Source organism: Marmoricola sp. Leaf446 (assembly GCF_001424755.1).
GTDB lineage: Bacteria > Actinomycetota > Actinomycetes > Propionibacteriales > Nocardioidaceae > Marmoricola.
Genome location: NZ_LMRF01000006.1, coordinates 180,903 through 207,329, shown reverse-complemented (window position 1 = coordinate 207,329; position 26,427 = coordinate 180,903). Strand labels below are relative to the sequence as shown.

Genomic DNA, 26,427 nt, shown 5'->3' with positions numbered 1-26,427 from the left:
GGCGCTCCTCAGCGCCCCCCGAGGGCCTTGCGCATGGTCCACACGTTGCGGCCGGGCTCGCGCCGGTAGGCCAGGTCGTCGAGCAGGGCCGCTGCCAGGGGAAGCCCGCGACCGGTCTCCTCGAGATCGTCTGCCGGACCGCCCACGACCAGCGTCCCCGAGGCGGTCGAGCCCGAAGCGGCCGCCCGGCCCGCGGGTGGCAGCCAGGGGGTGTCCCCCGCCTCGCCGGAGTCCGAGAGCTCCGCGACGACCCGGTCCTCCTCGACCCTGACCTCGAAGCGCCAGCGCACCTGGCCCAGCGGACGTGCGTGCTCGACGACGTTGTTGGCGACCTCGAGGGCGGCGGTCTCCAGGGCCATCAGGGCTCCGGGGTCGACCTGGGGGTGCTCGGCCGCGGCGGTGGCCAGCAGCCCGTGCAGGCGGCGCAGCTGGTCCGGGACCGCGAGACCGTCGAGCCGGTAGGTCTCACCAGCCACGTGCGGCGTCCTCGACCCCGGGGTGGGGCTTCAGGATGCGGTCGAGGTTGGTCAGCCGCAGCACCATCGTGACCTGCTCGCCCGCCGCAGCGATCCGCAGGTCGCCACCGGCCTGGCGAGCCGTCTTCAGCCCACCGATCAGGGCGCCCAGGCCGGAGCTGTCGACGAACGAGGTGCCTCCGAGGTCCACCACCACCCGGCCGTCGCCCTCCTGCACCGTGCGGTCGACCAGCTGCTTGAGCTTGGGGGCGGCCACCATGTCGAGCCTGTCGGGCGCGCGCACCACCGTGACGCCGCCGTGGACCTGGGTCTCGTACTCGTTCACGCGCTCTCCTCCTGGACGGTCCGTTCCTCCTCGGGCGCCCGGAAACGGGCGGCCTCGATGATGACACTCAGCACCAGCAGGTCGTAGGCCACCCAGAGCGTGTTGACCCCGGTGCCGATGAACGAGTCACTCAGGTCGAGGACCAGGCGGAGCACGCCGATCACGACCGCCACCACCAACGCGGCCATGGCGAGCAGCTGGGGCCACACCAGGCGCCACGGGAACGGTCGGTGCCCGGTGGGCCGCGTCTTGGGCGTCACCACGAAGCCGAGCGGCTTGCCGAACCAGACGTTGGCGGCGGCGGTCCAGCAGGCACGGATCCACAGCGGGAACAGCGCCAGGCTGTACTGGTGGCCCCGCCAGGTCTTCACGCCGTAGCCCACCACGAAGAACAACAGCTGGTTGAGCACGACGTAGGGCAGGAAGTAGGACAGGAACTCCAGCCCGTAGGCCTTGACCGGGAGCACCCCGAAGCACAGGTAGACGATCGGGGCGGCGAGGTAGGCCACCGCCGCGAAGCCGGACAGGTAGCTCCACATGGTCGCGAAGTACATGAGGCGTTGTCCGAGCGAGAGACCTCGCTGGACCAGCGGGTTCTCCCGCAGCATCACCTGGAGGGTGCCCTGGGACCACCGCAGCCGCTGCTGGAGCATCGTCTGCAGGTCCTCCGGGGCCAGGCCGTGGGCCAGCACCTCGTGGTGGTAGACCGAGCGCCAGCCGAGCCCGTGCAGTCGCATGCAGGTGGCCATGTCCTCGGTCACCGACACCGTCGCCAGCGGCATCATCGGCTGGGCCTCGTCGTGACGGTGGACGTCCACCGAGTCCACCAGCGCACGCACGGACGCCACGGCTCCGAGGGGGGACCACTCGCGCTGGGCCAGCCGCGCCATGGCCTCCTCGTCGATGACGGGCAAGCCCAGCTCCTCGTCCTCCTCGACCGGGTGCTCGGCCGCGAGGGCAGCGAGGTCGGCCCGGATGGCCTCGACGTCGCGGTCGACGGTGGACCGGCTGACCACGTCGAGCTCGCGCTGGAAGGCGTAGGTCACCTCGGAGACCGGGGCGCCCCCGTCGAGGTCGCTGCGGGCCTGGCGGACCGCGGCGCGCACCGCACGGATGGCGGTAGCGGTGGCGAGGTCGGAGCGTGAGCTGCGCCTCGCAGCGCGGTCGAGGATGCGACCGGAGGTGCGCAGGGCCTCGCGGACGGCGTCGTCGACCTGGCGGACGTAGCCGACGATCCCGAGCTGCATCAGGGCCTCGCGCCGGAGCACGGCGTTGGAACCGCAGAAGAACGCGGCGTTCCACCCGTCCTTGCCCTGCTGGATCGGCCCGTAGAAGAGCGGTGCCTGACTGCCCAGGGGGTCGGACCCGGTGACGTTGGTGAAGTACTGCGGTGTCTGCACCAGGGCCACCTCGGGATCGGTGAACCAGCCCAGCGTGCGGTCCAGGATCGTGGGGTCGGGCACCTGGTCGGCGTCGAGGATCAGCAGGAACTCGCCCTCGGTGCGGAACAGCGCGTTGTTGAGGTTGCCGGCCTTGGCGTGCCGCGGACGGTCCGCCCAGTCCTGGCTGCGGGTCACGTAGCCCACGCCCAGCTCCTCGCAGGCGGCCCGCATCTCCGGGCGGTCACCGTCGTCGAGCACCCAGGTGCTGTGCGGGTGGGCGATCGCGCGGGCCGCCGCGGCCGTGGCCGCCACCATCTCGACCGGCTCGTTGTAGGTCGTGATGAAGACGTCGACGGTGGCCCCGGCGGGCGGAGGCGGGGCCTCGCCACGCTCCTTGAGCCGCCACATCGTGGTGCCGAAGAGGTAGGCGTCGATCAGCGAGTAGGTCTCGGCGAGCACCAGCGGCAGGGCGATCCACCAGTTGGGCCAGTTGACCGAGAACAGCCACCGCCACCCCACGTAGACGGTCCCGGAGGTGAGGACGAGCAGGACCATGACCCGGATGGCGAGCCGACGCAGCATCAGTCCTGCTCCCGTCGTACGACGACCACGGTGACGTCGTCGGGGGAGAGCCGGTGCGAGGTGCGCTCCAGGACCGCCTCGACGAGCTGGTCGGCCCGGAGACCGCGACGTGCCAGCCGCTCGGCCTCGGCCACCGCCTCCTCGGCCGTCTCGAACGCGTCGAGCACGCCGTCGCTGACGACCAGGAGGGCCTCACCGGGCGCGAGCCGCTCGGTCCGCGCCGGCCAGGACTCGCCGGGGTCGGCGCCGACCGGCATCCCGACCGAGACGAGCCGTCGGGCTCCGCCGGTCGGGGAGAGCACCACGGCCAGGCCATGGCCGGCGTCGACGTACTCCAGGTCACCAGAACCCGGGTCGAGGCGTCCGGCGAAGAGGGTCACGAAGCTCGCTGCACCGTCGAGGTCGTCGGCCATGCTGGTGGCGGTGCGCTCCAGGGAGGTCGCGAGGTCGTGGAAGAGGGAGCCGGCACGGAGCACCGCCCGGACACCGGCGGCCAGGATGGCGGCGGTCATGCCCTTGCCCATCACGTCGGCCACGACGACCTGGAGGCCACCCTCGACCCGCTGCCAGTCGAAGAAGTCGCCGCCCACGTCGCGGGCCGGGACGCAGCGGCCGGCGAGGTCGAGCCCAGGCACGTCCGGCGCCCGGGACGGCAGCAGGCGGCGCTGCACCTCGCGCGCCTGCACGGTCTCCTGGCTCAGCGTCAGCTCGTTCTCGACCCACTGGGCCAGGTCGCGGAGCATGCGGCTCTGCTCGGCGGTCAGGTCGCGGGGGCGGCTGTCGAGCAGGCAGAGCGTCCCCACGTTCTGCCCTGCGGCCCGCAGCGGCTGTCCGGCGTAGAAACGGATGTGGGGGTCCTGCTGGACCAGCGGGTTGCTCGCGAACCGTTGGTCCACCTGGGCGTCGGCGACGAGGAGCTGACCCTCGCCCTGCACCGTGGTGGAGCAGAACGCCACCGACCTCGGGATGTCGCCGGACCCCAGGCCGACCTGGGCGTGCGGGACGACGCGGTCCTCGTCGACGAGGTTGACCGCCACCATCGGGACGTCGAAGACGTGCTGCGCCAGCCGGACCACGCGGTCGAACCGGTCCTCCGGCGGGGCGTCGAGGACGGCGAGGTCACGGAGGGCCCGGAGCCGCTCGGCCTCAGCACTGGTATCCATGCAAACCTCACATTTCCGCGGATGTCGGTGGACTCTAGCGAGCCCGACGGCCGTCCGTACCCACGGTGTCCAGGTCGTGGCACCTCCCGTCGTCGGCGACCTCAGCCCACCGCGACGCACACCACCGAGACCGCGCACAGCGCCAGACCGGCGCCCTGCACGCGGTGGACCCGCTCGTGCAGCAGCACCGCCGCCAGCAGCACGGTCACGGCCGGGTAGAGCGAGGCCAGCACGGCCGAGACGGTGAGCAGGCCCTGCTGGGTCGCGAGTAGGAACCCCACGACGGCCGCCGCCGACAGCGCGCCGGCGCCCGCTCCGCCGACCGCGGCCGCCCGGTCACGGGGCACCCAGGTGGCGCCGAGGGTCGTCGCGAGCAGCGCCACGGCCAGGACGGCGACCGCCTGGCTGAGCGCGACGGGCCAGTAGCCCGCCCCGTCGGGCACCTGCCCGAGCGCCGCGAACAGCAGGCCGAAGCCGGCCCCCGCGAGCAGCCCGTCGACGAGCGCGGCTGCACCGGTGGAGGTCGCGGCCCCGGTGGAGGGCTCGCGGGCGACGAGCCAGATGCCGGGCAGGGCGACCAGGATGCCGAGCCAGACCAGCGCGGCCGGCCGCTCGCCGCCCACGACGCCGACCGCCACGGGCAGCACCGCCGCCCCGACGGCCGAGACCGGGCCCACGACGCCCATCCGGCCGCGGGAGAGCCCGCGGTAGAGGAAGGCACCGCCGAGGCCGTTGCCGACGCCGGCCAGGGCGCCCCAGGCGAGGTCGCCCGCGCTCGGTCGACCCGGCAGCAGCAGCGCCAGGGCCAGGGCGAGCAGGCCGCCGACGGCCGACCCGACCACGGCCACCGCCCAGGCCGACGTACGCCGCGACGCGACACCGGCGACGAAGTCCGAGGTGCCGTACGCCGCCGCCGAGGCCAGCGCGAGCAGCACCGCGGTCACCGCAGCACCACTCCCACCACCCAGGCGCTGCCGGCGAGCAGGCAGGCGGTGAGCTCGATCAGGATCGACAGCCCGGCCGCCTTGAGGGCGTGCACCGTGGCCGGCCACGCCTCGCGGGAGCCGACGCGGGCCAGCTCGGAGAGGTAGACGCCGCCGACGAAGCCGACGAACAGCCCGACCACGGGGATGACGAAGAAGCCGACCACGCCGAGCGCGGCCCCGGCGACCAGGGTGCGTCCCGGCACGCCGGCGGCCTGGAGGCGTCGCCCCGGCACGAGGTACATCGCGACCTGGCCGACCATCAGCAGTGTCACCACGACGGCGAAGGTGACCCAGGCGGCTGACGTGCCGACGTACAGCGCCCAGACCAGCACGGCGCCGCCGACCAGCAGCGAGCCGGGCAGCAGGGGGACGACGACGCCGACCAGGCCCACCAGGATCGCCAGCGCCACCAGGGTCTCGACCACGGCCAGGGTGCTCATGGCCCGACGGTCTCACGGCCCCCGGGACGCGACGAGACCCCGGTCGCTGACCGGGGTCTCGTCGGAGGTGCGGGGTGGGTCGGCCGGGTCAGCCGGCCTCGGGGCTCGGGGTCGGGGTGCCGAGCTTGTCGGTCTCGTCCTGCACGTGCTCGGCGACCTCACGGAGCTTCTCGCCGTGCTCGCGGGCGTGGTGGGCGCAGAAGAGCAGCTCGCCACCGCCCTTGAGCTGGACGCGGAGGTAGGCCTGCGCGCCGCAGCGGTCGCAGCGGTCGATGGCGGTGAGCGGCGCGCTCGGGGCTGTCGCAGTGGTCACGTCGGGCCTCACTCTCGTTCGGGGGGACTGGGAGGGGGGAAAAGCCAGGTCGTTCATCTCGACAGTCACAACAGTCAACCACGGTCGATGCTTCCCGTTGGCGAGGTGTCCACCGTCGCGGTGGGGGTGGTGCGCCTCACAGGTCGTGGATCCGAGTCTGCCCGCTCCCCGGTGGAGGGGGAGCGAAACCGACAAAGACCCGCGTTCGGGTCGTGCTCTGTCCGTCCCTGCCCAGTGCAGCACACACCGCCAACACCTCCCCGGACCCACGCGTGGCGGCGCGTCCCCGCGAGACGGCCCTGGGTAGATTCGACGTACGCCGCACCCGCCCCTCCCGGACCCGAGGTCATCGTCATCGACAACACCTACAACGCCCAGCACCTCCTCGTCCTCGAGGGGTTGGAGGCCGTCCGCAAGCGGCCGGGCATGTACATCGGCTCCACCGACACCCGCGGGCTGATGCACTGCCTGTGGGAGATCATCGACAACGCGGTCGACGAGGCGCTCGGCGGCTTCTGCTCCCGCGTGCTGGTGACGCTGCACGCCGACGGCTCGGCCGAGGTGCACGACGACGGCCGCGGCATCCCGGTCGACAAGGAGCCCAAGACGGGGCTGTCGGGCCTCGAGGTCGTCTTCACCAAGCTCCACGCGGGCGGCAAGTTCGGCGGCGGGTCCTACGCCGCGACCGGTGGCCTGCACGGCGTCGGCGCCTCGGTCGTCAACGCGCTGTCCGCACGGCTCGACGTCGAGGTCGACCGCTCGCCGGCCACCCAGCGGATGTCCTTCCGACGCGGCGTCCCGGGCGTGTTCGCCGACGCGGGGCCGGTCGGCGACTTCGAGGCCGCCTCCGGGCTGCACAAGGGTGCCCGGGTCAAGAAGGGGGTCACCGGCACCCGGGTGCGGTTCTGGCCCGACCGGCAGATCTTCACCAAGGACGCCACCTTCACCTGGGACGAGCTGGTCACCCGCGCCCGCCAGACCTCCTTCATCGTGCCCGGCCTCGAGCTGACGCTGACCGACGCCCGCGGCGCGGAACCGGTGACCGAGTCGTTCCGCCACGACGGCGGCATCACCGAGTTCTGCACCTTCCTGGCCCACGACGAGGCGGTCACCGACGTGCTGCGGCTGCAGGGCGGGGACACCTTCACCGAGACCGTCCCGCTGCTCGACGACCAGGGCCACATGACCCCGCAGGACGTCGAGCGCGAGCTCCTCGTCGACGTGGCGCTGCGCTGGGGGACCGGCTACGAGACCGAGCTGCGCTCCTTCGTCAACGTCATCGCCACCCCCAAGGGCGGCACCCACGTGGCCGGTTTCGAGGCCGCGCTGACCAAGACCTTCAACGAGGCGATGCGGGCGGGCCGGGTGCTCAAGACCGGTGACACCGACGTGGTCAAGGACGACGTGCTCGAGGGCCTCACCTCGGTGGTGACGGTGCGCCTGGCCGAGCCGCAGTTCGAGGGCCAGACCAAGGAGGTGCTCGGCACCCCCGCCGCCCGCTCGGTGGTGCGCAAGGTCGTCGCCCGCGAGCTCAAGGAGTTCCTGACCACGACCAAGCGGGCCGAGAAGGCCCAGGCCAAGCTGGTGATGGAGAAGGTCGCGGGCGCCGCCAAGACGCGGCTGGCCGCCCGTCAGCACCGCGAGACCCAGCGCCGCAAGAACGCCCTGGAGTCCTCTGCTCTCCCCGCCAAGCTGGTCGACTGCCGCTCCAACGACGTCGAGATGTCGGAGCTGTTCATCGTCGAGGGCGACTCGGCGCTCGGCACGGCCAAGGTGGCGCGCAGCTCGGAGTTCCAGGCGCTGCTGCCGATCCGCGGCAAGATCCTCAACGTCCAGAAGGCCACCGTCGCCGACGTGCTCAAAAACGCCGAGTGTGCCTCGATCATCCAGGTCGTGGGCGCGGGCTCGGGCCGCACCTTCGACCTCGACGCCGCGCGCTACGGCCGCATCATCCTGATGGCCGACGCCGACTCCGACGGCGCGCACATCCGCTGCCTGCTGGCCACGCTGTTCTTCAAGTACATGCCCGAGCTGGTGACCTCGGGGCGGCTGTTCACCGCCGTGCCGCCGCTGCACCGCATCGAGCTGACCAATCCCAAGAAGGGGATGGAGAAGTACGTCTACACCTACTCCGACCCCGAGCTGCAGCGCAAGCTCGCCGAGCTGGCCAAGAAGGGCGTCCGCTGGAAGGACCCCGTGCAGCGCTACAAGGGCCTCGGCGAGATGGACGCCGACCAGCTGGCCGAGACCACGATGGACCCCCGCAAGCGCACCCTGCGCCGCATCACCGCCGACGACGCCGCCCGGGCGAGCGAGGTCTTCGAGCTGCTGATGGGCAGCGAGGTCGCCCCCCGCAAGGACTTCATCGTCGCCGGCGCCTACGAGGTCGACGCCGACCAGATCGACGCCTGACGTCCGGGCCCGGGGCGGGGCCGGGCGCCGGGCGCCATGTAACGCGGAGTTATTGCTTCTGAACAAGGGGTGTACGCCGCACTCGGGCACCACAGCACCGCACCAGATGGGTCGGGGCCCGGTCGACGAGCCGCAGGCCCGGCATACCGGACGAATCGGAGTCTCGGCAGCCTTTCCTGTCGCTTGGCAGGCATCGCGACGCCTGCCGAGCACCAGGTTCCCCGGACGTCCGGGGAACCAGCGGGCCCCACAGGCCCCCACAGGCCCCAGAGCAACCCCACAGCCACGACGTACGCCGACCACAGCGACCGGGTCGAGGCTCCGGGGCATGGAGACGATCAGCGCACGGATCAGGCGGACCACGGCGGCCCTGGCGGCCGCGACGATGATCGGCGTGGTGGGCGTCGGCGCGCTCGCGCCGGAGACGGCCAGCGCCGCGGGGGTGAGGAGCGTACCGGCGTACGCCACCACGGTGGCCACGGGCACCTCGCTGCTGCCCGGCCGCGAGGACTGAGCCGCGGGCCGCGCTAGACGAGCTGCTCGAGCAGACCCGAGTCGACGTCGTACAGGAACCCGCCGACGGCGGTGCCCTCGGGGATGAGGGGGTGGGCGACGACCTTGTGGACGTCGTCGGCCAGGGCGGCTCGCTGGTCCTCCACGACGCCGAAGGTCTGCCACGAGGCGTCCTGGCCGGCGGAGGTGGAGACGCGCTCGCGCAGCTCCTCCTGGGTGGCCGAGGCCATGGCGCAGCGGGTGTGGGGCACCACCAGGATGCGCTCGACGCGCAGCAGGTGGACGCCCAGCACGAGCGCCTCGAGCGCCTGGGGCGTCACGCGGCCGCCGGGGTTGCGGAAGATCTTGGCGTCGCCGGGCTTGAGCCCGAGCATCCCCAGCGGGTCGATGCGCGAGTCCATGCAGGTGACGATGGCGATGCCGGCGTGGGCGACGCCGTCGAACCCGCCGAGGTCGAAGCTCTCGGCGAAGCGGCGGTTGGCGGTGAGCAGGTCGTCGAAGTCAGCGGTGGCCACGTGCCGACGGTAGTGCGTCCCCACGGTGCCCCGCGAGGCGAGACGGACGCGACGTGGGTCACGCCGCCGTGCCAGGCTGCCCGTGACACGAGGGGTGACGGTGCGGATCTTCGGACGGCGGACAGCGCGACGCGAGCAGGAGCGCGAGCGGCTCCGCCGGGAGCGGCAGCAGGCCGACCAGGAAGCGGCCCGGGAGGCGGCCCGCCCGCTCGCCCGCGCGCTCGACGTCGCCGCGACCGAGCTGCTCCTGGGTCTGGACGGCGCGCTGGGCCGTCGCTTCGTCGGCTGGGTCCACCGGCCGTGGGCGGAGGGCCGGCACCTGCGTGCCCTGGGCCCGCGGCCCGGGGTCCTGGTCGACGCGCTGCGGCGCTCCGGGGTCGAGCCCCCGGTGCCGCTGCTGGAGACCTACGGCGCGGCGGAGGTCGCCCTGGTCGGCACATCGGGCTGGTTCCGCGGACTCGACGACGAGCTCGCGGGAGCGATGCGGTGGGTGCCCGGGACGGTGCCGGCCGAGGAGGTGCCCGACACCCTGGTGCGACACCGCTGCGCGGCGTACGACGTCGCGGAGGACCGGCTCAGACGGCTCTCGGCCGACCTCGCCGCTGCGCGTGGCGGGGGGCTCGGGGTCGACCGGGCCCTCACCTCCGCGCGGTGGTGGCCCGGGCGGTCCACCACGGAGCGCCCCGTGGACGATCCGCTGGGCCTGTACGGCACCTTCCGGAGCCTGGAGTGGCGCAGCGACCTCGGTGACGACTGGTGGGCCCCGTGGGCCGCCGCCTCGGACCTGGCCGGCAAGGGCACCGGCCTCCCCGGGTTCGAGCCGGCGGACTGGCTGCTCGCCGCGTTCCGGCGTACGCCGGTCGACGCGGGCGGCCTCGGGCTCAGCCGCGCTGCGGACGCGCCGCCCGCAGGGTGAGCAGCGCCAGCACCGCCGCCACGACCGCGCACACCGCCGCCCCCGCGAAGATCGCCTGCAGCTGCTCCAGACCGGCCAGCGACAGCGCCTCGGTGTACGCCGGGCAGCGGGTCCGGCCGTCGCCGCACACCTCGAGCGGGGAGGGGATGTCGGTCTGCACGCTGTAGTAGCGCCGCAGCCCGATCGTGGTCAGCGCCGAGATCCCGACCAGCATGCCGACCATCCGGGCCACCACGAGCAGCGCGCTCGCCACTCCGTGGACGGCGTCGGGGGTGGCGGCCAGCAGCGCGGCGTTGACCGGTGCCAGAGCGAGGCCGAACCCGAGTCCGGCCGCTGCGAGCACCGCGACCGAGGAGAGCTGCCCCATCGAGTCGGGTCCCCAGGTCGTCATCACCGCGAAGCCGGCCGCTGCCAGCAGCATCCCGCCCGCCGCGACCAGCGCGACCGGCACCCGACGCACGAGGAACCCGCCGACGAGCGCCCCGACCGGGAGCGCGACCAGGAACTCCACCAGCACCAGGGCCGCCTGCAGCTGGTCGCCGTCGGCGACGGTGAGCCGGGCGAAGATGGGGATGTCGACCAGCGCGGCGATGAGCGCCGAGCCGACGAAGAAGCTCACCAGCACCGCGCCCCACGCCGGCCGCTCGCGGAACGCGCCGTGCGGCACCAGCGGGTGGGTCGCGCGGCGGTTGTGCAGCACGAAGAGCACCGCCGCCACGGCGGCGACGCCGAGGTAGACCGGCCCCGCCTCGGAGAACACCTGCACCTCGGGGTCGGCGGTGGCGAAGGCGAGGATGACGCCGCCGAGCGCGACCGAGAGCAGCGCCGCCCCGACCAGGTCGGCCTCGCGCACCGAGCCCCACCAGCCGCGGGCGTCGAACAGCGGCCGCGGGGCCAGCACGCACCACGCCAGCAGCAGCAGCGCGAGCACGATCGCGGCGGTGCCGAGCGGGGAGAGCCAGACCGACCCGCCCTCGGCGTACGGCACGAAGGGGGCGCCCCAGGCGACCGAGGTGACCAGGGCGTCGGGCTGGCGCATCACCAGCAGCCCGGCGGTCAAGGTCAGCGCGAGCAGCAGGAGTCCGACGACGTCGGGCACCCGCCGCCCGGTAGTCCGAGACGAGACGGTCGACTCTCCGGCGTCCGGTGGTGCTTTTCGTCTCGGACTATCCGCCCCCCGGACCGTGAGCACCCGGATCGCGGCGGCCAGGACCAGGCCGACGGCGAGGTTGAGCCAGAAGATGTCGCGCCAGTCGCCCACGGCGAGCACGACGGCGCCGAGCAGGGGGCCGAGCACGCTGCCGAGCTCCTGCACCGCCCCCACCACGCCCAGGGGTACGCCGCGCCGCTCGGCGGGGTAGAGGTCGGCGACCAGCGCCAGGGTGACCGGCACGAGCCCACCGCCGCCGACGCCCTGCAGGAAGCGACCGGCCACCAGGCTCGGCAGGTCGTACGCCGCGGCGGTGACCAGCGAGCCGAGCGCGAAGACCACCAGCGAGGCGAGCAGCACCGGGGTGCGCCCGCGCAGGTCGGCGATCCGGCCGATGAGGGGCAGCATCGCGACGTAGCCGAGCAGGAAGCCGCTGACGATCGGGGCCGCGCGCTGGAGCTGGTCGACCGAGAGCCCGACCGAGCCCATCATGTCGGGCAGGGCGAGCACGACGACGTAGGTGTCGGCCGCGGCGAACGCCACGGCGACCGCCGCCAGCGCGAGCAGGACCCGCGCGGCCGGGTCGGGACGTGCGGCCGGGGCGTCGGGCACGGGAGGCCTAGGTGGCCGGGGCGTCGACGGTGACCTCGCGGTCGTAGTCGGAGAAGTCGACGTCGTAGGTCACGTCGGCACCGTCGGCGAAGAACGGGCCGGTGATCCGCACGGTGGTCGCGCGGCCGTCGTCGTCCACGCCGACCTTGGTCGGGTAGTCGGCCTGCGCGTCGGCGCTGGGCACGATCCGCTTGACCGCGTCGCCGGGCAGCGTGCCGGCGTACGTCGTGAGGACCTGCTCGCCGTCGCGGGTCTGCCCGTCCTCCTTCAGCCCGTCGAGGTCGGTCAGCAGCGAGGAGAGCCCGCCCTCGGCCCTGCCGAAGCTCGCCGGGTCGGGGGCGCCGTACTCGGTCGGGTCGATCTCGGCGTACGTCGTGGTCAGCGGGAGCTTGGCGTAGACCGTGCCGTCGACGGAGGTGACCGGCACGGTGGCGGTGAGCCCGCTGAGCAGCACCTTGACGTCGCCCTCGAAGGCCGGCGCGGGGGTCACGACGCCCGAGGCGCCCAGGACGCCGTTGCCCTCGGTCGGCGTGGACGTCGTGGCGAGCTGGACGCGCACGCTCGCGGCGTCGTCGAAGGCCTTCTTGGCCGACTGCATCACCTCGGTGGGGGTGGGCTTGTCGGCCGCCTCGTCACCGCCCCCGCCGCAGCCCGCGGCCGTGGCGGCGAGCACGAGGACGGACAGCGCGGAGGCGAGGCGGCGGGTGGGCGCAGGCATGGCGTCAGCCTGCCACGTCGCCCGAGGCGGAGGCCCCCAGCAGGCGGGCGACGGGCCCGGAGCAGGCGACCACGGGCTGCGCCGAGGGCACCCCCGAGCCGTCACGCCGCTGCACCGGCTCGGGCAGGTCGACCGGCGCGCCGCTGTCGGCGGCGGCCTGGGCGGGCCCCGGGCCGGCCCAGGCGAAGACGAGGGCGTCCTCGCCGCGCAGGAACCGGTGGCAGCGCACGCCGCCCGTGGCGCGGCCCTTGGCGGGGTACTCGCTGAACGGCGTGACCTTGACCGACCCGGTCTCGGTGCCGGGCAGCGCGCTGGAGGCGCCGGAGACCGAGACGAGCACGGCGTCGGCGGGGTCGAGCGCGGTGAAGGAGACCACCCGGGCCCCGGCCGCGAGCTTGATCCCGACGATGCCGCCGCCGCCGCGACCCTGCGGCCGCACCGCGGCGGCCCCGAAGTGCAGCAGCTGGGCGTCGCTGGTCACGAAGCAGAGCTGCTCCTGGCCGGTCGTGAGCTCGACCGCCCCCACCACGACGTCGCCGTCCTTGAGCGCGATCACCTCCCAGTCGTCCTTGCCGGCGAGGAACTCCGGGACGACCCGCTTGACCACGCCCTGACGGGTGCCGAGCGCCAGGCCGGGGGAGCCGGGGTCGAAGCCGGTCAGGGCCAGCGCGCGCTCGCCGTCCAGCGTCACGAACTCGCCGACGGGCGCCCCGCCCTGCAGGTGCGGGTGGCTGGCGGTGCTGGGCAGCGTCGGCAGGTCGAGCACGGGCAGCTTGACGACGCGACCCGCGGAGGTGACCACGCCGACCTCGCCGCGGGCGGTGGTGGCCACGGCCGAGACCACGACGTCGTGGCGCACCCGGCCGCCCTCGTCGCCGGGCCGGTCGAGCGAGGTGGTGCGGGCCAGCAGGCCGGAGGAGGACAGGAACACCCAGCACGGGTCGTCGGCCACCTCGAGCGGCGTGGTCGCCTTCGCGGTCTGGCCGGAGGACTCCAGCAGGACGGTGCGGCGCGGCGTGCCGTAGGTCTTGGCGACCTCGGCGAGCTCCTCGGAGACCACCGCGCGCAGCTTCTCGTCGTCGCCGAGGATCTCCTCCAGCGCCGCGATCGTGGCCCGCAGCTCGTCGGCCTCGGCGTCGAGCTCGAGCCTGGAGAACTTCGTCAGCCGGCGCAGCGGCATGTCGAGGATGTACGTCGCCTGCACCTCGGTCAGCTCGAAGACCTCGATCAGCCGTGTCCGCGCGGTCGCGGCGTCGTCGCTGGAGCGGATCAGCTGGATGACCTCGTCGATGTCGAGGATGGCGGTGAGCAGGCCCTCCACGAGGTGCAGGCGGTCGGCGGCCTTGCCGCGGCGGTGGGCCGAGCGGCGGCGTACGACGTCGTAGCGGTGGGCCAGGAAGACCTCGAGCATCTCCTTGAGGCCCAGCGTGCGCGGCTGGCCGTCGACCAGGGCGACGTTGTTGATGCCGAAGGACTCCTCGAGCGGCGTGCTGCGGAACAGCTGCTCGAGGATCGCCTCGGGGTGGAAGCCGTTCTTGACCTCGATCACCAGCCGCAGCCCGTGGGCGCCGTCGGTGAGGTCGACGATGTCGCTGACGCCCTGGAGCTTCTTGCCCTGCACGAGCTTCTTGATGGCGGCCACCACGCGCTCGGTGCCGACGCCGTACGGCATCTCGGTGACCACGATGCCCTTGCGACGGGGCGTGACCGACTCGATCCGGGTGGTGGCCCGCATCCGGAAGCTGCCCCGGCCGCTCTCGTAGGCGTCGCGGATGCCGTCGAGGCCGATGATCTTGCCGCCCGTGGGCAGGTCGGGGCCCGGGACGAACCGCATCAGGGTGTCGAGGTCGGCACCCGGGTGCTTGACCAGGTGGCGCAGCGCCTGGACCACCTCGACCAGGTTGTGGGGCGCGATGTTGGTGGCCATACCGACCGCGATGCCCGCGGCGCCGTTGACCAGCAGGTGCGGGATCGCGGCGGGGAGCACCGCGGGCTCCTGCTCGCGGCCGTCGTAGTTGGGCCGGAAGTCGACGGTGTCCTCGTCGATGGTGGCGGTCATCGCGACGGCCGCCGGGGCCATCCGGGCCTCGGTGTAGCGCATCGCGGCGGGGGAGTCGTCGGGCGAGCCGAAGTTGCCGTGCCCGTCGACGGTCGGCAGCCGCATCGACCAGGGCTGGGCCATCCGGACCAGGGCGTCGTAGATCGCGCCGTCGCCGTGGGGGTGGAAGCGGCCCATCACCTCGCCGACCACGCGGGAGGACTTGACGTGGCCGCGGTCGGGCCGCAGGCCCATGTCGTGCATGGCGTACAGGATCCGGCGCTGCACCGGCTTGAGGCCGTCGCGGGCGTCGGGCAGGGCGCGGGAGTAGATGACGGAGTAGGCGTACTCCAGGAAGCTGCTGCGCATCTCCTCGCCGACGTCGATGTCGACGATGTGCTCCTCGAAGTCCTCGGGGGGCGGTGTCGTCGTACGTCGGGCCATGGCCGGCATTCTCCCCGGCCCGGCCCCCGAGCCTCGACCGGGCACGCCGGAGGGGGGCTGACGGTACATTTCGCACCGTGAGCACCCCGGAGACCACGACCCCGTCTCCCACCCCCCGTGACTACCCCGACCACTGGGAGGCCGACGTCCTGCTGCGCGACGGCAGGACCGCCCACCTGCGGCCGATCCTGCCGACCGACGCCGAGGGGCTGGTCGAGTTCTACGCCCTGGTCGGCCAGCAGTCGAAGTACTACCGCTTCTTCGCGCCGATGCCGACGCTCTCGGACCGCGATGTGGAGCGCTTCACCAACGTCGACCACCGCCAGCGGGTGGCCTTCGTGATCACGCTGGCCCAGAAGATCCTCGCGGTGGGCCGCTACGACGTCATCGACCCCGAGCGGGCCGAGGTCGCCTTCCTCGTCCAGGACCAGCACCAGGGCCGCGGCATCGGGCAGCTGCTGCTCGAGCACCTCGCGCAGGCCGGCCGCGAGCGTGGCGTGAAGCGGTTCGTGGCCGAGGTGCTGCCCGAGAACCGCCGGATGATCCAGGTCTTCCGCGAGCAGGGCTACTCGGTCAAGGGCGGCTGGGAGGAGGGGGTGATGCACCTCGAGTTCGACATCGACCCCACCGAGACCTCCATCGGGGTGATCGCCGCCCGCGAGCACCGATCCGAGGCCGCCTCCATCGCCGCGTTCCTCACCGCCCGGTCCGTGGCGGTCATCGGCGCCTCCCGCCGCCGCGACACCATCGGCGCGCTGCTGGTGCGCAACCTGGTGCTCGGCGACTACTCCGGGCGGGTCTACGTCGTGAACCCCGCCGCCGACTCGGTGGCCGGGATGCCGTCCTACCCCACGGTGAGCGACATCCCCGGCGAGGTCGACGTCGCGATCGTCGCGGTGCCGGCCGAGGCGGTCCAGGACGTCGTGCTCGACTGCGCCGCCAAGGGCGTGCACGGGCTCGTGGTCATCTCCAGCGGCTTCGCCGAGACCGGCGAGGAGGGCCGGCGGCGGCAGCGCAAGCTGGTCGGCCTCGCCCGCTCCTACGGCCTGCGGCTGATCGGGCCCAACTGCCTCGGCGTCATCAACACCGCCTCCGAGGTCTCGCTCAACGCCTCGCTGGCGCCGGTGATGCCGCCGCGCGGGCGCGCGGGCTTCTTCTGCCAGTCCGGTGCGCTCGGCACCGCGATCCTGGAGAAGGTGCGGGGCCGCGGTCTCGGGCTCTCGACCTTCGTCAGCGCCGGCAACCGCGCCGACGTCTCCGGCAACGACCTCCTGCAGTACTGGGAGGAGGACGACGCCACCGAGGTGATCCTGCTCTACCTGGAGTCGATCGGTAACCCGCGCAAGTTCTCCCGGATCGCGCGCCGCGTCTCGCGGGCCAAGCCGATCATCGCCGTGCGCTCCGGTCGCACCACCCAGGGCGTCCCGATGGGCCACGCGGTGCGCCACATCGCGGCGCCGCCCGAGGCCGTGGACGCGATGTTCAAGCAGGCCGGGATCATCCAGGTCGACACCCTCGACGAGATGTTCGACGTCGCCCAGCTGCTCGCCCACCAGCCGCTGCCCTCGGGCTCCCGGGTGGCGATCGTGGGCAACTCCGACGCGCTCGGACTGCTGGCCGTCGATGCGGCCGTCGCGCAGGGCCTCACCGTCACCAGCGCGACGGCGCTGGGCTCCGAGGCCACCGCGGAGGACTTCGAGGACGCGCTCGACGCGGCCATCGACGACGACCACGTCGACGCCGTGGTCGCGGTCTACATCCCGCCGCTGGACGCGGGCGGCGAGGAGGTCGCCAACGTGCTGGCCGCGGTGGGGGAACAGTCCGACAAGCCGCTGGTCTCCACCTTCCTCGGCCGCGAGGGCGTGCCCGAGCTGCTGCGCGTGCCCGACCTGTCCGGCGACACCGCCGGCCGCGGGTCGGTGCCCTCCTACCCCGCCGTCGAGGCGGCCGTGCGGGCGCTGGCCCGCGTCTCGGAGTACGCCGCGTGGCGCACCCGCGACGACGAGTCGGCCGCCGTGCTCGAGGGCATCGAGGTCGACCAGGCCACCCGCCAGGTCAACGAGATGCTGATGCACCACCCCGAGGGCCACCAGCTCGACGACGCGCAGCTGCGCGCCCTGCTCGCCTGCTACGGCATCGACCTGTGGGAGCGCGCGTTCGTCTCGACCGCCGACGAGGCGGTGGCGGCCGGCGAGCGGCTGGGCTGGGACGTCGTGCTGAAGGCGACGGCCGAGCGGTTGCGGCAGCGGCCCGACCAGGCCCACGTGTGGCGCAACATCGACGACGCCGCCGAGATGGCCGACGCCTGGGAGTCGCTCACCCAGCTGGTGAGCAACCCCGCCGACGCGGAGTTCGTCGTGCAGCGCACCGCCCCTCCCGGCGTGCCCATCGCGGTCAACGGGCTCGAGGACCCGCTCTTCGGCCCGGCCGTCTCCTTCGGCATCGCCGGGGCGCTCACCGACCTGGTGGGCGACCGGGCCTTCCGGATCCCCCCGATCAGCCCCCTCGACGCGGCCGAGACGGTGCGCTCGGTCAAGGCCGCGCCGCTGCTGTTCGGCTTCCGCGGCAGCGAGCAGGTCGACGTCGAGGCGGTGGAGGAGCTGATCCGCCGGGTGGCCCAGCTCAAGATCGACCTGCCGCAGGTCAGCACCCTCGACCTCGTCCTGGTGCACGCCAACGCCGAGGGCGTCAGCGTGCTGCACGCCACCGCGCGCGTCGACCAGGTCGCCGACGCCCGCTCCGACCTCTTCGTGCGTCGTCTGACCGCTCCCGCGGCCGACACGCTGCCCGGCTGAGGCGCGGTCGGAGCCCCCGGTGCGACGGCGTGTGCGCGGCCGGGAGCCGCTGCCCCACGGGCGTGACAAGATGACGCCCATGCGTCCCGCAACCGCCCAGGACCGCTTCGGCGACCTGGTGGCCGCCATCGAGAAGACCGGCTACTACCCCCAGGTCGTGGCCGCCGGGGTCGGCGCCGCGGTCGCCGGCGAGCAGGTCGAGGCGTTCCTCGTCCACCACGAGCCGACCATCGACCGCGACGAGGTCCGTCGCCACATCACCGTCGTCGTGCTCACCGCCAGCCGGCTGATCCTGTGCCACACCGACGAGTACGCCCCCGACGACCTGCTGCCCGAGCCCTACACCTCGACCTCGACCGAGGCGGTGCGGCTCTCGGCCGTGCGCTCGGTGGTCGTCAACCGGATGGTGGCCAACCCCGAGAAGTTCGCCGGCGGCGGCCAGCCCGTGCCTAGCGAGGCCGTGCTGACCGTCGGCTGGGGCGGGCTCAACCGGCTCGACCTCGAGCCGGCCGCCTGCTCGGACCCCGACTGCGAGGCCGACCACGGCTACACCGGCGTGCTGGCCTCCGACGACTTCTCGCTGCGCGTCAGCTCCGCGGCCGAGGGCCAGGGCGCGGTCGACGACCTGCTCGTCTTCGCCGAGAGCCTGTCGGCCCGCACCCGGGGCTGAGGCGGGTGCCCGCACCCTTCGGGCCCGTCCCCGCGGACACCGACTTCGTCGAGCCCGACCTCTCCGGCGCGGGCCGCACCCTCACCGACGTGCTGCCCGCCGTCTCGCGCGCCCTCGGGGTCGACGCAGGGCTGCCGACCGGTGGTCTCGAGCTGCCCCCCGCCCCGGCGTACGTCGTGATGCTGGTCGACGGCCTCGGCCACCGCCTGCTCGCCGAGCACCGGTCCCAGGCGCCCTTCCTGCACTCGCTGCTCGGCGAGGCGCCGGTCACCTGCGGGGTGCCCTCGACCACCGCCACCTCGCTCACCTCGCTGGGCACCGCCCTGCCCGCGGGGCAGCACGGCCTGGTCGGCTTCACCTCGCGGGTCCCCGAGAGCGGCGAGCTGCTCAACGCGCTGTTCTGGAACCAGCCCGTCGAGCCGACCGTGTGGCAGCCGCACGCCACCGCCTTCGACCGGCTCGGCGCGGCCGGCGTGCACACCACCGTGGTCAGCAAGCGCGACTTCGCCGGGTCCGGGCTGACCCGGGCCGGCCAGCGGGGCGCGTCCTACGTCGGGGCCGACGACGTCGCCGAGCGGGTCGCCGGCGCCGTCGCCGCGTCCGTCCACCGGCCGTCGGTGACCTACGTCTACGACGGCGACCTCGACTGGCACGGCCACCGCGCGGGCGTGGACTCCCAGCGCTGGCGCCACCAGCTGCGGGACATCGACGAGGACGTCCAGGAGCTGCGCGACGCGCTGCCCGCCGACGTGCGACTGGTGGTGGTGGCCGACCACGGCATGGTCGACACCACCCCGGCGACCAGCCTCGACCTCGACGCCCTGCCCGGCCTGCGCGACGGCGTCACCCTGCTGGGCGGGGAGGCGCGGTTCCGTCACGTCTACTGCCACGCCGGGGCCCGCGACGACGTGGCGGCCGCCTGGCGCGAGCAGCTCGCCGGCCGGGCGACGGTGCTGACCCGCGACGAGGCGGTGGCCCGCGGCTGGTTCGGCCGGGTCGACGCCGGCGTACGGCTGCGGATCGGCGACGTCGTCGTCGCCGCCCACGACGACTGGGCGCTGTTCAGCTCCGTCGACTTCGCCTACGAGATGCGCCTCGTGGGCCTGCACGGCTCGCTCACCGCGCGCGAGATGGAGATCCCGCTGCTGGTCTGCTGAGGCCGTGCCGCGGTCGGCGGGGGGCCGGTCCAGGGGGGCTCGGGAGACCGTGGCACGTGCCACCCTCTCCCGAGCCCTTCACGCAGTGGTCGGGCGCCGCGGCCGGTCGCTCAGGCGAACGGCAGCGGCTCGGCGACCATCGACACCGCGCGGGCGCGGGCGGCGGTCATCCGGCGACGGTGGTGGGCGCGGCACAGCACCTCGTAGACCACCTCGGGCACGGCCGCGTCGGGATCGTCGCCCTCGACGTCGCCGACCACCACCTGCTCGCCCTCGACGACCATCGCGCCGTCGACCGACCGGGCGTTGTGCGTGGCCCGCTTGCCGCACCAGCACAGCGCCTCGACCTGGAGCACGTGCATCCGGTCGGCGAGCTCGACCAGGCGGCGGGAGCCGGCGAACAGCTCGGTGCGGAAGTCCGAGAGGATCCCGAACGCGAAGACGTCGATCTGCAGCTCGTCGACGACCTTGGCCAGGTCCTCGACCTGACGGCCGGAGTAGAACTGGGCCTCGTCGCAGATCAGGTAGTCGATGCGGGCGCCGTGGGTCAGCTCGTCGACGACGTAGCGCCAGAAGTCGAAGTCCTCGTCGACCTCGAGCGCGTCGTGGGTCAGGCCCAGCCGCGAGGACACCAGCGCCTGGCCGGCGCGGTCGTGGCTGGTGAAGATGCGCCCGGCGCGACCGCGGGCGGCGTGGTTGTGGTTGGTCTGCAGCGCCAGGGTGCTCTTGCCGGAGTCCATGGTGCCGGTGAAGAACTGGAGCTCGGCCACGGGGCAGGATCATGCCATGCAGCCCTCCTCGCCCAGCCCCCTGATCAGTGTCGGCCGTCTCGCCGAGCGGCTCGACGAGGTCACCGTGCTCGACGTCCGGTGGCGCCTCGGCGGGCCGCCGGGCGCGCAGGAGCACGCCGCGGGGCACGTCCCCGGGGCGGCGTACGTCGACCTCGACACGGCGCTCGCCGACCCGCCCGGCGACCGTGGCCGCCACCCGCTGCCCGACCCCGCGCGGCTGCAGGACGCGTTGCGGGCCGCCGGCGTGCGGGAGGACCGCCCGGTCGTGGTCTACGACGACTGGCAGGGGCGTGCCGCCGCGCGGTGCTGGTGGCTGCTGCGGTGGGCCGGCCACGCCGACACCGCCGTGCTCGACGGCGGCTGGGGCGCCTGGGTCGCGGCCGGCCTCGAGGTCGCCACCGGCCCGGTGGTCGCCGAGCCCGGTGACGTCGTCGTGCGCCCCGGGGCGATGCCGACGGTGACCGCCGACGAGCTGCCGGGGGTGGTGGCGTCCGGGGTGGTGCTCGACGCCCGCGACCCCGCGCGCTACGCCGGGGAGACCGAGCCGGTCGACCCCGTGGCCGGGCACGTCCCGGGCGCGCGCAACCTCCCGACCGGGGCCAACCTCGGCGACGACGGCCGGTTCCTCGACCCCGCCGCCCTCGCCGAGGTGTACGCCGCGGCGCGCGACCGCCCCACGGCGGTCTACTGCGGCTCCGGCATCACCGCCGCCCACGACGTGCTGGCGCTGGAGGTCGCGGGGATGCCGGGGGCCGCGCTCTACCCCGGCTCGTGGAGCGAGTGGGTCACCGACCCGTCGCGCCCGGTGGCGACCGGCCGCGACGAGGGCTGAGTCAGCCGCCGGCCGCGACCTCGGCGGCCACGGCGACCAGCTCGTCGAGCACGGTGCGCACGGCCAGTCGGGCCGCGCGGTCGGGCCGGGAGATGGCGACCACGTGCCGCTGGGCGCGTACGCCGCGCAGCTCGCGCAGCACCACGCCCTGGCCCGCCGGCGTGGTGAACCGGGGCAGCATCGCCACGTGGTGGGAGGACGCCACCAGCGCCTCCACCAGCCGGTTGTCGCGCAGCCGCTGGCGGACGTCGAGCGTGGCCCCGGTGGCCTGCTCGACCGAGGTCAGCACGCTGTCGAAGGGATAGCCCGGCGGCACCCCGATCCACGGCTGGTCGACGAGGTCGCGGCAGTGCAGCCAGGGCCGGGTGGCCAGCGGGTGGTCCTCGGCCAGGGCGACGTCCAGCGGCTCGGTGGCCAGGGGGGTCACCGTCAGCCCGTCGGTGCCGGCGGGACGTCGCGCGGTCACGCTGTGCCCGACCACCAGGTCGTTGTCGGCCGTCAGCCCGGCGAAGTCGGTCTCGGCCAGGTCGTAGTCGCGGCAGCGCAGCTCCAGGCCGGTGCCGGCCAGGCGGCGCTGCAACCCGGGCAGCAGGAAGGTGGCGGCGCTCGGCAGCGCCGCCACCGAGACGGTGCCGCGGGGACCGCCGCGGTAGTCCTCCCACGCCGCGGCCACCCGGGCCACCGCCGTGGCCACCTCGGCGCCGCCTCGCGCGAGCAGCGTCCCGGCCTCGGTCAGCCGCAGCCCCCGGCCGTGCGGCTCGACCAGGGCGGCACCGAAGGCCCGCTCGGCGGTCCGCAGCTGCTGCGAGAGGGCCGAGGGGGTGCGGTGGGTGGCGTGCGCGACCGCCGTGAGGCTGCCCCGGTCGGCGAGCTCGCGCAGCAGCTCGAGGTGGCGGACGTCCATGAAGTCAACCTAACGAGCAGGTGTCCCAGGTGTCGATTGTCCTTCACGGTGGCGGGGCCCACGATGGTCGCGTGCCTCCCCGTCACCAGCTCCTCGCCGTCCTCGTCGCCTGCACCTGGGGCCTGAACTTCCTCGCCATCGACGCCTCGCTCGGGCACTTCCCGCCGTTCTTCCTCGTCGCGCTCCGGTTCGCCGTCATCGCGGTCCCGACCGTGCTGCTGCTGCCGCGACCGCAGGTGCCGGTGCGGTGGCTGGTCGGCTACGGGCTGGGGTTCGGGACGCTGCAGTTCCTCTTCCTCTACTGGGGGATGGAGGCGGGCATGCCGGCCGGGATGGCCTCGCTGGTGCTGCAGGCCTCCGCGCCGTTCACCCTCGTGCTCGGCGCCGCGCTGCTGGGCGAGCGGGTCGGCTCGCGGGGCGTGCTCGGGGTGGTGCTCGCCGGGGCCGGACTGGGCGTCGTGGGCTGGCACCGTGCCGAGGCGGCCGGGCTGCTGCCGTTCCTGCTGGTCCTCGCCGGCGCGCTCGGCTGGGCGATCGGCAACCTGTGCAGCCGGCTCGCCCGGCCGCCGCAGCCGCTGCACCTGACACTGTGGATGTCGGTGGTGCCGCCGGTGCCGATGCTCGCGCTCGCCCTGGCCGTGGAGGGACCCCAGCGGATCGGCACGTCGCTGACCACCCTGGTCAGCCCGAGCGGGGCGCTGGCGCTGGCCGGGCTGGCCTACACCGTGCTCGTCGGCACCGTGGTCGGCTCGGGCGTGTGGACCTGGCTGATGGCGCGGCACCCGGCCAGCCAGGTGGCGCCGTTCTCGATGCTGGTGCCGGTGGTGGGCATGAGCGGCGCCTGGGTGGCGCTGGGCGAGCGGGCGGCGCCGCTGGAGCTGGCCGGTGCGACCCTCGTGGTGGGCGGGGTGCTGCTGGCCACGCTGCGCCGCGGCGTACGCGCTGCTCCGGTGCCGGTGCCCGAGCCGGTCGGAGCACTAGGGTCGAGGGCGTGAGCGACGACAGCACCTCGAGCCAGGCCTTCGACCGGTGGTACGCCGACCTCGCGGTCTCGCGGGTCAAGGACGACCTGGTCCGCCGTCACCTCGGGCTGCCGCCGGAGATGCTCTCGACCAGCCTGGTGCCGTGGACCGGGCTCGACGCCGTCACCACCGCGCTGCGGCTCGTGCCCGGCGAGGTGCTGCTGGACCTGGCCTGCGGCCGGGGCGGCTACGGCCTGGAGGTGGCCAGCCGCACCCGCGCCCGCCTGCTCGGCATGGACTTCTCCGCCGAGGCCGTGCGCCAGGCCACGGCCAACGCCGCTGCCCAGGACCGCGACGCGGCCTTCGAGGTCGGCTCGCTCACCGACACCGGGCTGCCCGACGCGAGCGTCGACGCGGTGCTGTGCGTGGACGCCGTCCAGTTCGTCGACCTGCCCGAGCGGGCCTTCGCCGAGGCGGCGCGGGTGCTCGACGTGGACGGACGGCTGGTGCTGACGGCCTGGGAGGCGCGCGACCCCGACGACGAGCGGGTCGCCCCGGGCCTGCGCGGCCGCCGCTGGCACGACGGACTGACCGTGGCCGGCTTCGAGGAGGTCGAGGTCGAGGAGTGCCCCGACTGGGCCGCCCTGGAGCGCGCGTTCTGGGAGGAGGCCGCCACCCTCGCCCCCGGTGAGGACCGGGCCCTGCTGGAGCTGCGCGAGGAGGCCCGCACCGTCCTGGAGACCTTCGACCTCACCCGCAGGGTCATGGTCAGCGCCACCCGCGCCGCACGCTAGCGCCGCCGGCGGAGCACCAGCACGAGGACGACGACGCCCACGGCCAGGCCGGCCAGGGCGCCGACGAGCGGGCCCTGCGCCCACCCGGTGAGACCGAGCAGCACGCTGCCGACGCCCGCCAGCACCATCGCGACGACGGCCAGCCCGACCCGCCACAGCATCTCGGAGACGAACATCGAGGTGAAGGAGTCGGTGCTGCCGCCGGCGCCGAAGGGCTGGGCGGTGACGACGGCGCGGGGGTGGAGCGGGCCGTAGAGGTGGGGGTAGGTGTCCTCGCCCACCGGGTCCTCGCGCCACGGCACGTCGAGGCGGTCGGTGTCGATGGTGAGCAGCACCATCGGCTCGGCGAGGTCGGCGTAGTAGCGCTGGTAGACCCCGGGCACCTGCTCGCGGCGGGCGGCGTGGATGAAGCCCTCCTGCTCGAGGGTGCGGCCGCGGGTGGAGGTGGTGTAGGCGCCGGTGCGCTGCGCCTCCTCCCAGTCCGCGGCGGTGGCGACGTGGAAGACCTGCACGCCTACCAGTGCACCCCCTTGAGCAGCCGCGCCAGCATCAGCTGCTCGTTCTCGGAGTGCTGCTTCTCGCCGCTGCTGCCGCCCTTGGCGGCGGTGGAGTCGGGGAAGACCTGGTAGGCGAGGTGCAGCACCCGGAAGGCCGACTTGGGCGCCAGGTAGTGCGCCAGCGCGCCCAGGCTGCCGGTGAGGGTGTTGATCTCGTGCGGCCGTTCGACCATCGCGGTGATCACCTTGCGGGCGGCCTGCCCGGGGCTGATCGTCGGGAACCGGTCGTAGAGCTTGGTCGGCGCGATCATCGGGGTCCGCACCAGCGGCATGTGGATCGTGGTGAACGAGATGCCGTCGCCGACCAGCTCGCTGGACACGACGTTGCTCCAGGCGTCGAGGGCGGCCTTGGAGGCGACGTACGCCGAGAACCGCGGCGGGCTGGTGAGCACCCCGATGCTCGAGATGTTGACGACGTGGCCCGAGCCCTGCTCGCGCATCGCGGGCAGGATGCCCATGACCAGCCGGATCGCGCCGTAGTAGTTGAGCTGCATGGTGCGCTCGAAGTCGTGGAACCGGTCCTCGCTGAGCTTGAGCGACCGCCGGATCGAGCGACCCGCGTTGTTGACCACGAAGTCGAGGTGGTCGAAGTCCTCGCGCAGCTGCTTGGTGAGGGCGTCGATGGCGTCGAGGTCGGAGAGGTCGCACGGATAGGCGTACGCCGTGCCGCCCTGGCTCTCGATCAGCCGGACCGTCTCCTCCAGCTTCTCCTGGCCGCGGGCCACCAGGATCGGCACGCCGCCGGCCTTGGCGACCTGGATGGCGGTGACCAGCCCGATGCCCGAGGAGGCGCCGGTGATGACGACGGTCTTGTTGGCCAGCGCCCGCACGACCGGCGCGTCGGAGCGGATCGACTCGTCGAGCTTCTCCTCCCACCACGACCACAGCACCGAGGCGTAGGAGTCGATGTCGGGCACCGAGATGCCGGATCCGGACAGCGCCCTCTCGGTCTCGCGCGAGGCGTAGACGGTCGGGAACGAGACGTGCTCGAGCACCTCGGGCGGGATGCCGAGGCGACCGAGGGTCTGGTCGAGGGCGGCGTGCACCGGGGCCAGCCGCACGGCGCGGGCGACGAGCGAGGCCGGCTGCAGGCCGCGGGGGAGCAGGCCGGTGGCGCGCGAGGTGACGGTGCGGTCGACCGGGACCGCGAACTGCGGCGCGCTGGCCGCGGCGGCGAAGGTGTTGATCAGCCCGACGGTGCTCTGCGGCTCGGGGTTGACCAGGTGGAACGCGCGCCCGTCGAGGCCGGGCTGGTGGGCCAGGTGGTCCATCGCGCTGGCGACGTAGTCGACGGGCACCACGTTGGTGTCGCCGAGGTCGATGCCCACGAGCGGCACCCAGCCGGGCAGCAGGTCGCGCATCCGCTTGAGCAGCGGGAAGAAGTAGTAGGGCCCGTCGACCTTGTCCATCGCACCGGTCTCGGAGTCGCCGACCACGACGGCGGGGCGGTAGACCCGCCACGGCACCTCGGCCTGCTCGCGCACGATCCGCTCGGACTCGAACTTGGTGCGGTGGTAGGGCGAGGGCAGCCGCTGGCCCTCGTCGAACATCGACTCGTCGAAGACGCCGCGGAAGTCGCCTGAGGCGGCGATCGAGGACACCTGGTGGAAGTGCCCCACCCGCAGCCGGGCGGCGAGGTCGAGGGCGTTGCGGGTGCCGCCGACGTTGAGCTGCTCGTTGAGCTCGTCGGAGGCCGTCATGTCGTAGATCGCCGCGAGGTGGAAGAAGTGCTCGACCTCGCCCGCCTCCGAGGCGATCCACTCCGGGTCCACCCCCAGGTCGGGCTCGGAGAGGTCGCCCACGACGGGGACGACCCGGTCGGTGCCCCACTGCTCGACGAGCGCGTCGAGCCGGTGCCGGGACCCCTCCCGGCAGAGCGCGTAGACCGTGCCCTCCCGGTTGTCCACGAGCTGCTGCACGAGGTAGCGACCGATGAAGCCGGTCGCGCCGGTCACGAAGTAGGCCACGGGCCCCACCACT

The 26,427-nt window shown here is 73.8% G+C and carries 24 protein-coding genes; 9 read left to right on the top strand and 15 right to left on the bottom strand.

The annotated features are described in order from the left end of the window. Positions 1-8: 8 nt before the first annotated feature. The 7 genes from ASG49_RS15620 to ASG49_RS15590 form a co-directional block, all read right to left on the bottom strand. On the bottom strand, positions 9-476 hold the full coding sequence (locus ASG49_RS15620; RefSeq protein WP_056543618.1) for an ATP-binding protein: 468 nt from the start codon (positions 474-476) through the stop codon (positions 9-11). Beyond that, positions 466-801 (bottom strand): STAS domain-containing protein, encoded by a 336-nt coding sequence (locus ASG49_RS15615; protein ID WP_056543616.1) that lies wholly within the window; start codon positions 799-801, stop codon positions 466-468. Before ASG49_RS15615 ends, ASG49_RS15620 begins: the two co-directional genes overlap by 11 nt. After that, a complete protein-coding gene (locus ASG49_RS15610; RefSeq protein WP_056543614.1) occupies positions 798-2,765 on the bottom strand; it encodes a glycosyltransferase family 2 protein in 1,968 nt (655 codons plus the stop codon). The genes ASG49_RS15615 and ASG49_RS15610 overlap by 4 nt, the downstream gene beginning before the upstream one ends. Beyond that, positions 2,765-3,928: a PP2C family protein-serine/threonine phosphatase gene (locus tag ASG49_RS15605; RefSeq protein ID WP_056543613.1), complete on the bottom strand. Its 1,164-nt coding sequence runs from the start codon at positions 3,926-3,928 to the stop codon at positions 2,765-2,767. Before ASG49_RS15605 ends, ASG49_RS15610 begins: the two co-directional genes overlap by 1 nt. A 101-nt stretch (positions 3,929-4,029) precedes the next feature. Continuing rightward, positions 4,030-4,872 carry an EamA family transporter gene (locus ASG49_RS15600; RefSeq protein ID WP_082534192.1) on the bottom strand — a complete coding sequence of 281 codons (843 nt, stop codon included), beginning with the start codon at positions 4,870-4,872 and terminating at the stop codon, positions 4,030-4,032. Beyond that, positions 4,869-5,354, bottom strand: coding sequence for a DUF456 domain-containing protein (locus ASG49_RS15595; protein ID WP_056543610.1), 486 nt, complete (start codon positions 5,352-5,354; stop codon positions 4,869-4,871). Before ASG49_RS15595 ends, ASG49_RS15600 begins: the two co-directional genes overlap by 4 nt. Before the next feature lie 88 nt (positions 5,355-5,442). Next, positions 5,443-5,667: a hypothetical protein gene (locus ASG49_RS15590; RefSeq protein WP_056543607.1), complete on the bottom strand. Its 225-nt coding sequence runs from the start codon at positions 5,665-5,667 to the stop codon at positions 5,443-5,445. Between the two features lie 348 nt (positions 5,668-6,015). On the opposite strand from ASG49_RS15590, the gene ASG49_RS15585 reads away from it, so the two are divergent. Together ASG49_RS15585 and ASG49_RS15580 are read left to right on the top strand one after the other, a co-directional pair. Continuing rightward, positions 6,016-8,079, top strand: a complete 2,064-nt coding sequence (locus ASG49_RS15585; RefSeq protein WP_056544904.1) for a type IIA DNA topoisomerase subunit B — start codon at positions 6,016-6,018, stop codon at positions 8,077-8,079. 328 nt (positions 8,080-8,407) lie between these two features. Continuing rightward, positions 8,408-8,593, top strand: a complete 186-nt coding sequence (locus tag ASG49_RS15580; RefSeq protein ID WP_056543604.1) for a hypothetical protein — start codon at positions 8,408-8,410, stop codon at positions 8,591-8,593. A 13-nt stretch (positions 8,594-8,606) separates the two neighbouring features. On the opposite strand, the gene ASG49_RS15575 is transcribed toward ASG49_RS15580, so the two are convergent. Then, the gene (locus ASG49_RS15575) at positions 8,607-9,107 is read right to left on the bottom strand and encodes a carbonic anhydrase (RefSeq protein ID WP_056544901.1); all 501 of its coding nucleotides are present in this window, start codon (positions 9,105-9,107) and stop codon (positions 8,607-8,609) included. 82 nt (positions 9,108-9,189) lie between these two features. On the opposite strand from ASG49_RS15575, the gene ASG49_RS15570 reads away from it, so the two are divergent. Next, on the top strand, positions 9,190-10,023 hold the full coding sequence (locus ASG49_RS15570) for a hypothetical protein (protein ID WP_156384381.1): 834 nt from the start codon (positions 9,190-9,192) through the stop codon (positions 10,021-10,023). Here the strand turns inward: ASG49_RS15570 and ASG49_RS15565 are convergent. From ASG49_RS15565 to ASG49_RS15555, 3 genes are read right to left on the bottom strand one after another with little or no spacing between them, the layout of a single operon-like run. Next, a complete protein-coding gene (locus ASG49_RS15565) occupies positions 9,989-11,785 on the bottom strand; it encodes an MFS transporter (protein WP_056543598.1) in 1,797 nt (598 codons plus the stop codon). The two genes, ASG49_RS15570 and ASG49_RS15565, sit on opposite strands and share 35 nt — an antisense overlap. Before the next feature lie 7 nt (positions 11,786-11,792). Continuing rightward, positions 11,793-12,503 (bottom strand): LppX_LprAFG lipoprotein, encoded by a 711-nt coding sequence (locus tag ASG49_RS15560; RefSeq protein ID WP_056543593.1) that lies wholly within the window; start codon positions 12,501-12,503, stop codon positions 11,793-11,795. 4 nt (positions 12,504-12,507) lie between these two features. Then, complete coding sequence (locus tag ASG49_RS15555; RefSeq protein ID WP_056543590.1) at positions 12,508-14,985, bottom strand: DNA topoisomerase (ATP-hydrolyzing) subunit A; 2,478 nt, start codon at positions 14,983-14,985, stop codon at positions 12,508-12,510. Between the two features lie 77 nt (positions 14,986-15,062). Here ASG49_RS15555 and ASG49_RS15550 point away from each other — a divergent pair, with 77 nt between their 5' ends. From ASG49_RS15550 to ASG49_RS15540, 3 genes are all read left to right on the top strand, one after another. Further along, complete coding sequence (locus tag ASG49_RS15550; protein WP_056543587.1) at positions 15,063-17,780, top strand: bifunctional GNAT family N-acetyltransferase/acetate--CoA ligase family protein; 2,718 nt, start codon at positions 15,063-15,065, stop codon at positions 17,778-17,780. Positions 17,781-17,859: 79 nt separating this feature from the next. Next, positions 17,860-18,450: a DUF5998 family protein gene (locus ASG49_RS15545; RefSeq protein WP_056544899.1), complete on the top strand. Its 591-nt coding sequence runs from the start codon at positions 17,860-17,862 to the stop codon at positions 18,448-18,450. A 5-nt stretch (positions 18,451-18,455) separates the two neighbouring features. After that, positions 18,456-19,607 carry an alkaline phosphatase family protein gene (locus ASG49_RS15540; protein WP_082534191.1) on the top strand — a complete coding sequence of 384 codons (1,152 nt, stop codon included), beginning with the start codon at positions 18,456-18,458 and terminating at the stop codon, positions 19,605-19,607. 110 nt (positions 19,608-19,717) lie between these two features. Here the strand turns inward: ASG49_RS15540 and ASG49_RS15535 are convergent, their stop codons facing one another. After that, on the bottom strand, positions 19,718-20,377 hold the full coding sequence (locus ASG49_RS15535) for a thymidine kinase (protein ID WP_056543584.1): 660 nt from the start codon (positions 20,375-20,377) through the stop codon (positions 19,718-19,720). Positions 20,378-20,393: 16 nt separating this feature from the next. Here ASG49_RS15535 and ASG49_RS15530 point away from each other — a divergent pair, with 16 nt between their 5' ends. Continuing rightward, positions 20,394-21,230 (top strand): sulfurtransferase, encoded by an 837-nt coding sequence (locus ASG49_RS15530; RefSeq protein ID WP_056543581.1) that lies wholly within the window; start codon positions 20,394-20,396, stop codon positions 21,228-21,230. A gap of 1 nt (position 21,231) precedes the next feature. Here the strand turns inward: ASG49_RS15530 and ASG49_RS15525 are convergent, their stop codons facing one another. Then, positions 21,232-22,134, bottom strand: a complete 903-nt coding sequence (locus ASG49_RS15525) for a LysR family transcriptional regulator (RefSeq protein WP_056543578.1) — start codon at positions 22,132-22,134, stop codon at positions 21,232-21,234. Positions 22,135-22,205: 71 nt separating this feature from the next. On the opposite strand from ASG49_RS15525, the gene ASG49_RS15520 reads away from it, so the two are divergent. Next, positions 22,206-23,129, top strand: coding sequence for an EamA family transporter (locus ASG49_RS15520; protein ID WP_056543575.1), 924 nt, complete (start codon positions 22,206-22,208; stop codon positions 23,127-23,129). Further along, the gene (locus ASG49_RS15515) at positions 23,126-23,890 is read left to right on the top strand and encodes a class I SAM-dependent methyltransferase (RefSeq protein WP_056543572.1); all 765 of its coding nucleotides are present in this window, start codon (positions 23,126-23,128) and stop codon (positions 23,888-23,890) included. The genes ASG49_RS15520 and ASG49_RS15515 overlap by 4 nt, the downstream gene beginning before the upstream one ends. Here ASG49_RS15515 and ASG49_RS18385 read toward each other — a convergent pair. Continuing rightward, the gene (locus tag ASG49_RS18385) at positions 23,887-24,402 is read right to left on the bottom strand and encodes a DUF952 domain-containing protein (protein ID WP_082534190.1); all 516 of its coding nucleotides are present in this window, start codon (positions 24,400-24,402) and stop codon (positions 23,887-23,889) included. The genes ASG49_RS15515 and ASG49_RS18385 overlap by 4 nt on opposite strands. Before the next feature lie 2 nt (positions 24,403-24,404). After that, positions 24,405-26,414 carry an SDR family oxidoreductase gene (locus ASG49_RS15505; RefSeq protein WP_056543567.1) on the bottom strand — a complete coding sequence of 670 codons (2,010 nt, stop codon included), beginning with the start codon at positions 26,412-26,414 and terminating at the stop codon, positions 24,405-24,407. Between the last annotated feature and the right edge of the window lie 13 nt (positions 26,415-26,427).